We start from the raw sequence: 8,889 nt of genomic DNA, 5'->3' as shown, positions 1-8,889 counted from the left end.
GCTCTGACCCCGACAGCTTCATGGTCGCCCGGCACCACCACACGCGCGCAGGCAGCTAGTTCGCGCGCGTGTGGTGGTGCCGGGCGACCATGAAGCTGTCGGGGTCAGAGCGGTTCCACTTCTCCATCCAGTCTTCGGGCGCGGTCCCGTCGAGGAGGGAATTCGTCGTGAGCCAGGTGTACATGCGGTTGTAGGAGGCCGAGCTGGTCGAATCGATTCGGTGCATGATGTGCTCCGGCCCGAGGTCGCGGAACGAGCTCAGGCCCATCGAGGCGAGAATGCGCATGGCCGAATTCATCGTTCCCTTATGGAAGTTCTTGACTCGTTCGCCCTTGTCGCCGACGTCGATCCCTCGCGCGAGCCTGGGATCCTGCGTGGCGACGCCGGACGGGCAACGGTTGGTGTTGCACTTCTGCGCCTGGATGCAGCCGGTGGCCATCATCATGCCGCGGGCACTGTTGGTGAAGTCGGCGCCGAGGGCCATTCTCCGGACGATGTCCGCCCCGCCGACGACCTTGCCCGACGCGCCCAACGCGACCTTGTCCCTGAGCCCGACGCCGACCAGGGCATTGTTGACACTGATCAACCCCTCCGTCAGGGGCATGCCGACCGCATCCTCGAATTCGACCGGTGCCGCACCCGTCCCGCCCTCGGACCCGTCGACCGTGATCCAGTCGGGGGTGATCCGGGTCTCGAGCATGGCCTTGCACAGGCCGAGGATCTCGATCCGCGACCCCGCGCACAGTTTGATGCCCACCGGTTTCCCCTGGGCAGCCTGCCGTACCCGGGCCACGAAGTGCAGAAGCTCCCGCGGCGTCGAGAATTCGGGGTGGGCCGCGGGGCTGACACAGGTTTCTCCCTCCGGAACACCGCGAGCCTTGGCGATCTCCGGGGTGACCTTCTCTCCGGGGAGGACGCCGCCCAGCCCCGGCTTGGCCCCCTGGCTGAGTTTGATGAGGATTCCCTTGATCTCCGGCTGAGCGGCCTTGTGGGCGAAGGTTTCGTCGTCGAACCGACCGTCCTCCGTACGGCACCCGAAGTACCCCGAACCGAATTCCCAGATGACATCGGCCCCGTACTTCAGGTGGTAATCGGTGAGACCGCCCTCGCCGGTTTCCTGGGAGAAGCCGCCGAGCGCGGCGCCCTTGTTCATGGCCATGACGGCGTTGGCGGAGAGCGCCCCGAAACTCATCGAGGAAATGTTGAACAAGGAGATGTCGTAGGGCTGCGTGCAGTCCGGTCCGCCGAGGCGCTGACGCGGTTCTTCTTTCATGGGCGCCACGGGGGACATGGTGTGGAGGATGAAGTCGTGTCCCGGGCGCAGGACTTTGCGCTCGGTCCCGAAAGCCTGTTCCCCGCCGAGGCCCTTGGCCCGTTCATAGATCATCGACCGCGTATCCCGGTCGAACGGGCGACCGTCGTAGTTGTTCTCGATGAAATACTGCTGGATTTCCGGGCGGATGAACTCCATGAAATATCGAGCATGACCGAGAACGGGGAAGTTCCGGAGAATCGTGTGCTTCTTCTGGACGACGTCGTGCGCCGCCACTCCCAGCAGTCCAGCGGCTCCCGACAGACCGACGGAGGCGGCGATGCGTTTGGCCGAGAATCCCATATTCACTCCCTTGTGATGCCCGATGCGTTCCTTCCACCCTAGTCCGGTGCGAATGAAAGCATCGTGGGAAAATGCTGTCATGTTCTCGCACAGGATTCCCTGCGGGGCCGATGCCCTGGGCCGTCCCCTGTGGGCCGCACACGATGCCTTGGCACCCTCCGTGGTCGATGAGAGCGGATTGTTCCGCCGCCTCGTACACTCCATGGGTCGTCTCGATGGCATCGACTACCGCTATGCGGCGTGGCTCGATTCCTCGTCCGCCCACGTCAGGGGTGGGGCCCCGGCTCGCTGGAGCGTCATGCTCGTTCCGAGCGAGGTGCTCAGGTACGAGACCGCGGGGCGTCCTGACCCTCGGGTGGATCGCCTCGCCCCCGACGGGATGCTCCGGGGCCGAACTCGGGGAACCATGGTCGACGTGCTGGAGCAACGGCTCACGGACGCGGAGGTGGGGGCACCCGAGACTCCCTCGACGCCGCCGGATCGGCGGATCCCGAGCTTCGTGCGGTCCATGATCGGGGCCTGGTTCGGGTATTTCGGATACGAGACCAGGGCCGACTTGGGATTCTCCTCCGTCTTCGCCGCCGAGACGCCGGATGCGGTGTGGATGGTTTCGACCCGTCTGGTGATCATCGATCATCGGGATCGGAACTGGTGGATCGTGGGCGACGAAACATGGGTGGACGCGGCGGTCGAGGCGCTGGGCGATTCTGTCTGCGACCCGTCCGATCCTGCTGCCGCCGGCTCCGCATGCCCGGGTTCCACGCCCGCGAGTTCCACGCCCGCGAGTTCCATATCCGCGACAACCCTGCCGGCCGACGTCGTCCTCCGGTGCGCGCCGCCGGACCGGGATCGTTATATGCGCGCGATTGGGGAGGCCTTGGAGGAAATCCGGGACGGAAACTCCTACGAGGTGTGCCTGACCGCCGCGTCGGAACGGAACGTGCCGGTGGCCTTCGGGTTCGACGCGGCCGCGAACCTCTACGCGCGGCAACGCCGATCCAATCCGGCGCCGCACGCGGCCTTCCTCTGGTGCGACGACGTCGCGGTCCTGTCCTCGAGTCCGGAGCGATTCGTGGCCGTCGATGCGGACGGCTGGTGCGAAGCCAAACCCATCAAGGGCACGACGCCGAGGCGCGCCCTTCCCGAGGATGACGCGAAAGCCGCCCGGGACATGGCCGCTGACCCGAAGACTCGGGCCGAAAACCTGATGATCGTGGACCTGTTGCGCAACGATTTCTCCCGCGTCTGCGAGCCGGGGTCGATCCGGGTGCCCGTGCTCATGGGCGTCGAAAGCTACGCGACCGTGCATCAGTTGGTCTCGACCGTTCGTGGTCGCTTGCGTCCGGGACGGTCAGCCATCGACCTGGTCCGGGCGTGCTTCCCCGGCGGGTCCATGACCGGGGCGCCGAAACCTCGCACCATGGAGATCATCGACCGCCTGGAGGCCCGGCCGCGGGGCATCTATTCGGGCGCCCTGGGGTATGTGTCGCCGTCGGGAGAATCGGACCTGTCCATCGTGATTCGCACGATCGTGATGCGGCCCGGGCCGGGTGCGACGTCGATGCTCGGCGTGAGTGCGGGCGGCGCCATTGTCGCCGACTCGGACCCGTGCGCGGAGTACGAGGAGATGCTGACGAAGCTCGACGCACCGGTCCGAGGGCCCGCGGGGGCCGGGCGCGATGTTGTCCACACCGTGCCCCGAACGCGTGGGGAAGCCCCAGTTCACCACGTAGAATGAGGCCCATGACTTCCGATCTTTCCACCGTCCTGTCCATCGAGGCCGCCCGCGAGAGACTCCGCGACCTCATCTCCGAACTGGCCGTGGTCCGCGGCAAGGTCACGCTGGCCTCGGGGCTCGAAGCGGATTACTACGTCGACCTCCGCAGGATCACCCTGCACCATGAGGCGTCCCGGTTGGTGGGGCAGGTCATGCTGGACCTGTTGGACCGCAACGGGATCGATTTCGATGCCGCCGGCGGGCTGACCATGGGCGCCGACCCCGTGGGCCACGCGATCATGCGAACTGCCGGGGACAACGACCGCGCGATCGATACCTTCGTGGTCCGCAAGGCCCAGAAGTCCTACGGGATGGGGCGCCAGGTCGAGGGCCCCGAGGTCTCGGGCCGGAACGTGGTGGTTCTGGAGGATACCTCGACGACCGGCGGATCCGCGCTCACCGCGGTGGAGGCGCTGCGCGAGGCCGGGGCCAACGTCGTCGCCGTCGCGATCATCGTGGACCGGGCCACCGGGGCCAAGGAACGCATCGAGGAGAGCGCGGGCGTCCCCTGCCTGTACGCGTACTCCAAGTCCGAACTCGGCCTGGACTAGCGGGTGGGATCCGAACAGGACTCAGCTCGCCACTCGGGGGAGGGCCCCGGGGACGAGGTCCCGACTCGGGACACCGACGGAGCGGCTGCCGCCCACGTGGTCGGGGTGGGCCCTTGGGATGGTCCGTGGCCCGAAGGGGACCACTGGGACCCCGAGCTGCTGAAGGGCGGCGACCGCAGGAACGTCACGGACGAATACCGCTACTGGACCATGGAAGCGATCATCGCGGACCTGGATTCCAAACGGCATTCCTTCCACGTGGCCATCGAGAATTGGCAGCACGATCTCAATATCGGGTCCGTGGTCCGTACGGCCAACGCATTTCTCGCCAAGGAAGTGCACATTATCGGTCGAAAACGGTGGAACAGACGCGGAGCCATGGTCACGGATCGGTATCAGCACGTCAGGCACCATGTCACCGTCGAATCATTCGTCGAATGGGCCCGTTCCGAGGGGCTGGCCGTGATCGGTATCGACAATTTTCCGGATTCGCACCAACTGGAAACCTACGATCTCCCGCGGGATTGTGTCCTGGTCTTCGGTCAGGAAGGCCCAGGACTCAGCGCCGAGATGAAGGATGCATCCGTCGCGACCCTGTCCATCGAACAATTCGGCTCCACTCGATCCATCAACGCCTCAGCGGCCGCAGCCATCGCCATGCATTCCTGGGTTCGGCGGCACGTGTTTGACCAGCGCGTGATCTGACGACCACAAGAATCCTTTCACCCTTCGATTCTTCCCTTCCAGCGCCTCGAATATCACGGTTATTGAATTGTTATTCGAATTCCCCGGAATTGATATCGGACGGTAACCCATCGGCACTTTTCTTTTCGTAGGCTCTCCGTACGGGCAGAGATTTCCGCGATTCTTGCGGAAACCGTTGACAGGGCCCGAGGGCCGGAACTCTATCCGGCCCGACGGATAGCGAGGAGTGCGATGAGTCATGGACCTCCGAAACGTCAACTGCAGAACACGAGACCAGCTCTCACCCGTGGTCGCCGTGGCAGCGGCCGCCGCTCTGGGCTTCGGGACACTCGGCGGTGCCTCGGCGCCGGCCCAAGCCGCTCTGCCACCGGACGACACTCCCTGCACGCAGGGCCCGACCGACGGCGACCCGTCGTTGTCCGAGGACAGCCCGTGGAAGCGGGAGCACGGTACCTCGCCGATACCGTTCAGCGGCCGTCCCGCGGCGGACGGACCATCCGGGTCAGTGACGCCTTCGGGTGAGGCCCCTGCGGGCAGCGACCAGTTCAGCCTCAGAGCTCCCAGTGCTGACGGGTCCGGGCTCGTTCCTGCCGCCGACGGAGACTACGACGTCGTCATCGGCAACGGAGTCTGCGGGGAGCAGCTGACCGCGGCGTCGAACGGTGGGACGCTCGACCTGAGCCAGGCCCGGGACCTGATCGACAACGCGCACGGGCAACTGATGATCCAGGTCAAGGGGCCGCTGAACCCCGATCCTGCGACGCGCGGGCAGCACCGTTTCCTGGATGCACACGGTCAACCGGCCGACGAACCGCACCTGGCACACAGCGGAGTGGCCTACGACGCCAGCCACCTGATGGTTCCGGCGTCGTCGGCGGGCAACAGCGCCCGCAATGCCTCGACGGGTCTGCCGGTCTACGACGTCGGCACGGACCGCATCCCCATCCGGTCGGACGAGCCGATCCCGCAACCAGGGACGGCCACCATCGGGGTCACGGCAACCTATCGTGACGCTGCTACCGGCGAAGCCGTGGTGGTCCCCGGGGCGGCGTACCTGAGCGAGGATCCGGGCGCCGGTCTCAGCATCCAGCAGGGACGCCTCAAGGATCTGCCCTCGGGCCGCTATCGCTTCTCGTTCACGGACGACGACGGCGGCTACCACCAGGTCCACGTGGTGCTCGGGGACGCCCAGCATCAACAGAAACCCGGAGAATCGCCGCTCTACGACGACCCGCGGTGAGTCAGCCGGGCCAGAGCCGTCTTCTCGGGTTCCGCCCGGTGCACGACGACCGCCCCCCGACGCCGTCCCCCTTGGTGTCGGGGGCGGTTCCCGACCGGTCCCCGGAAACCTGTACACATTCTTGCCTCGGAGGGCTGGGCCCCTTGTTAGACTGAACCCAGATCTGCGGAGGTCCCGGGCGGCCGGGTCGCTCCGATCATCAGGGGTCGGTTCGTCGCCGGCCCGACCTTCCGTCACAAAGGAGTCAGCATGCCCATCGCAACCCCGGACGCTTATGCAGAGATGCTCGATAAGGCCAAGAGCAAGGGCTTTGCCTACCCCGCGATCAACGTGACCTCCTCCCAGACCCTCAACGCCGCGATCCGCGGTTTCGCCGAAGCGGGCTCGGACGGCATCATCCAGGTCTCCACCGGTGGTGCCGCCTACTGGTCGGGGTCGAGCAAGAAAGACATGGTCGTCGGTTCGCTCGCATTCGCAGCCTTCGCCCGCGAGGTTGCCAAGCAGTACGACGTCAACATCGCCCTCCACACGGACCACTGCCCCAAGGACAAGCTGGACGGCTTCGTTCTTCCCCTGCTCAAGGAGTCCGAGGACGCCGTGGCCCGCGGTGAGGACCCGATCTTCAACTCCCACATGTGGGACGGTTCCGCCATCGAGCTCGAGGAGAACCTCCGTATCGGTGCGGACCTCATCGAACGCACCGGAAAGGCCCACATCGTCCTCGAGGTGGAGATCGGCGCGGTCGGCGGCGAGGAAGACGGCGTCGTCGGCGAAATCAACGACACGCTCTACACCAGCACCGAAGACGCTCTCAAGACCATTGATGCGCTCGGCGAGAACGGCGAAAAGGGTCGTTACATCACCGCGCTGACCTTCGGCAACGTTCACGGGGTCTACAAGCCCGGCAACGTGAAACTGCGTCCCGAGTTGCTCCAGCAGATCCAGCAGGAAGTCGGGGAGAAGCTGGGCAAGGACCGCCCGTTCGACCTGGTCTTCCACGGTGGCTCGGGATCGACCGAGCAGGAGATCGCCGACGCCGTCTCCTACGGCGTCATCAAGATGAACGTGGACACCGACACCCAGTACGCCTTCACCCGTCCCGTGGCCGGACACATGCTGTCCAACTACGAAGGCGTTCTGAAGATCGACGGTGAGGTCGGAAACAAGAAGCTCTACGATCCCCGCACCTGGGGCGCCAAGGCGGAGGACGGCATGGCCGACCGCGTCGTTCAGGCCTGCGAGCACCTCGGCTCGGCGGGAACCCAGATCAAGTAGGCGCTCGCGGCACACGTCGCGCACCGCTTTTTCCGGCGTGCATCCATCGGCCCACGGGTCGGAGGGTGCACGCCGGAGTCGTTGCGCGGGGCGACGGCGTCGTGCGTTCCACAGTTCAAGACGGCGCGCAGGATCCGTTACACCCAACGACGCTGATGAATAGTGTGATGGAATGCACCACGTCGACCCCAGCGAGAGCACGAATGACCAGCTGATCACTTCGGCGGAACCTTCGGTGTCCGCGCGCATGGACCGACTTCCGGTCCTGCGCTCCCACCGATTGATCACGGTCATCGTCGGTCTTGGGGTGTTCTTCGACCAGTTCGAAAACTTCCTCGCGGCCACTATTTCCAAAGTTCTGCAGAATGAATTCGATCTGACCGGGACCACGCTGTCCCTGGTCCTGGCCTCGGCCTTCCTCGGCCAATTCCTGGGTGCGATCCTGATGGGTCGCTTGGCCGACCGGGTAGGACGTCGCGCGGCCTTCGTGGTCAATCTGCTCCTCTATTCGGTGTTCTCCCTGATCGCGGCCTTCGCCCCCGACGCCGCGTGGCTCATCGTCTGTCGATTCATCGCCGGCGTGGGCATCGGCGGCGAATACGCTCTGGCCGACTCCTACCTCTCCGATCTGCTCCCCAAGGCGGTGCGCGGTCGGTACATCGCGTGGGCCTACACGGTCAGCTTCCTCGGAATCCCGTTCGTCGGACTGCTCGCGCACTGGTTGGTTCCGTTGGCACCGCTGGGTGTCGCCGGGTGGCGCTGGTTGTTCGTGATCGGTTCGGTCGGCGGCTTCCTCGTATGGTTCATCCGTCGGCACGTGCCCGAGTCCCCTCGGTGGCTGGAGACCCAGGGGAGGATCGAGGAAGCACGGAGCGTCGTCGAGACCTTCGAGAGGGAGGCCGAGCAGGCTGGCAAGTCCCTGCCCGAGCCGGACCCGGCCATCAGGCCGGCCCAGGAGGCCAAGGTCCCGTTCGGCGAAATCTTCCGGACGCCTTTCCGCAAGCGCACCCTGATGCTGTCCGTCATGAACATTCTTCAGGTCTTCGGGTACTACGGATTCGGGACGGTCGCAGTTCTGGTGCTCAGCGCCAAGGGTTTCGACGTGGTCGAGTCCATCGGGTACACCGCCCTCACCTACTTCGGGTACCCGATCGGTTCCCTCCTGGTGGTTCCGTTCATCGAGAAATTCGAACGGAAGTACCTGGTGATGTTCACCGCAGGGCTGATGGGGGTCTTCGGCCTGGCCTTCGGGCTCGGCGAGAACCCGGTGTGGGTGGTCGTCGCCGGCATGCTGTTCACGATGGCGAGCAATATGTTCTCGAACTCCTACCACGTGTTCATGGCCGAGAACTTCCCGACCCGGGTCCGCGGAACGGCCTCCGGGTTCGCCTATTCGCTGTCCAAGCTGACCAGCGCCTTCCTTCCGTTCATCCTCTTGCCCCTGCTGTCGGGGGCCGGCCCGGTCCTGGTGTTCTCCGTGGTGGCCCTGGCCATGGCGCTGCTGATTCTGGACGTGGGTGTGTTCGGCGACCGCACGACCGGCCGGAGCGCGGACCGACAGGCCTGAACGGGTTCAGTGGGTGCTGGTGCGTCGGCATGTTGGCGGGCCGTCGGACCGAGGTGAGGTTGCGGAACGGGCCCGGGGCCGGGGCCGGGTCCGAGGCCGAGCCGGCTTGTTCCCATGGGGTGGCGGTTGCCCGATTCGGTGGGGGCCGCGGGGCGCGGG

The 8,889-nt window shown here is 65.7% G+C and carries 7 protein-coding genes; 6 read left to right on the top strand and 1 reads right to left on the bottom strand.

The window, feature by feature from the left end; genetic code table 11:
* Positions 1 to 55 precede the first annotated feature (55 nt).
* Entirely contained in the window at positions 56 to 1,615 is a 1,560-nt protein-coding gene (locus EWU68_RS12830) for a glutamate synthase-related protein (protein ID WP_129316577.1), read from the bottom strand.
* A gap of 79 nt (positions 1,616 to 1,694) precedes the next feature.
* On the opposite strand from EWU68_RS12830, the gene EWU68_RS12825 reads away from it, so the two are divergent.
* The 6 genes from EWU68_RS12825 (at position 1,695) to EWU68_RS12800 (ending at position 8,730) form a co-directional block, all read left to right on the top strand.
* Positions 1,695 to 3,353 carry an anthranilate synthase component I family protein gene (locus EWU68_RS12825; protein ID WP_162421504.1) on the top strand — a complete coding sequence of 553 codons (1,659 nt, stop codon included), beginning with the start codon at positions 1,695 to 1,697 and terminating at the stop codon, positions 3,351 to 3,353.
* Between the two features lie 5 nt (positions 3,354 to 3,358).
* The gene (gene pyrE, locus EWU68_RS12820) at positions 3,359 to 3,943 is read left to right on the top strand and encodes an orotate phosphoribosyltransferase (protein WP_129316573.1); all 585 of its coding nucleotides are present in this window, start codon (positions 3,359 to 3,361) and stop codon (positions 3,941 to 3,943) included.
* 96 nt (positions 3,944 to 4,039) lie between these two features.
* Entirely contained in the window at positions 4,040 to 4,648 is a 609-nt protein-coding gene (locus tag EWU68_RS12815) for a TrmH family RNA methyltransferase (protein ID WP_238692473.1), read from the top strand.
* Positions 4,649 to 4,886: 238 nt separating this feature from the next.
* Positions 4,887 to 5,888, top strand: a complete 1,002-nt coding sequence (locus EWU68_RS12810; protein ID WP_129316569.1) for a hypothetical protein — start codon at positions 4,887 to 4,889, stop codon at positions 5,886 to 5,888.
* A gap of 249 nt (positions 5,889 to 6,137) precedes the next feature.
* Positions 6,138 to 7,163, top strand: coding sequence for a class II fructose-bisphosphate aldolase (gene fbaA, locus EWU68_RS12805; RefSeq protein WP_129316567.1), 1,026 nt, complete (start codon positions 6,138 to 6,140; stop codon positions 7,161 to 7,163).
* A gap of 172 nt (positions 7,164 to 7,335) precedes the next feature.
* Positions 7,336 to 8,730 (top strand): MFS transporter, encoded by a 1,395-nt coding sequence (locus EWU68_RS12800; protein WP_129316565.1) that lies wholly within the window; start codon positions 7,336 to 7,338, stop codon positions 8,728 to 8,730.
* Positions 8,731 to 8,889 lie beyond the last annotated feature (159 nt).

Source organism: Rothia koreensis, from assembly GCF_004136575.1.
GTDB lineage: Bacteria > Actinomycetota > Actinomycetes > Actinomycetales > Micrococcaceae > Rothia > Rothia koreensis.
This window is presented reverse-complemented; position numbering and strand designations above follow the sequence as displayed.

Excerpts from the sequence above, each read along its gene's own strand:
- EWU68_RS12830 (WP_129316577.1), bottom strand. The coding sequence starts at position 1,615 with ATGGGATTCTCGGCCAAACGCATCGCCGCCTCCGTCGGTCTGTCGGGA.
- EWU68_RS12825 (WP_162421504.1), top strand. The coding sequence starts at position 1,695 with ATGTTCTCGCACAGGATTCCCTGCGGGGCCGATGCCCTGGGCCGTCCC.
- pyrE (WP_129316573.1), top strand. The coding sequence starts at position 3,359 with ATGACTTCCGATCTTTCCACCGTCCTGTCCATCGAGGCCGCCCGCGAG.
- EWU68_RS12810 (WP_129316569.1), top strand. The coding sequence starts at position 4,887 with ATGGACCTCCGAAACGTCAACTGCAGAACACGAGACCAGCTCTCACCC.
- fbaA (WP_129316567.1), top strand. The coding sequence starts at position 6,138 with ATGCCCATCGCAACCCCGGACGCTTATGCAGAGATGCTCGATAAGGCC.
- EWU68_RS12800 (WP_129316565.1), top strand. The coding sequence starts at position 7,336 with ATGCACCACGTCGACCCCAGCGAGAGCACGAATGACCAGCTGATCACT.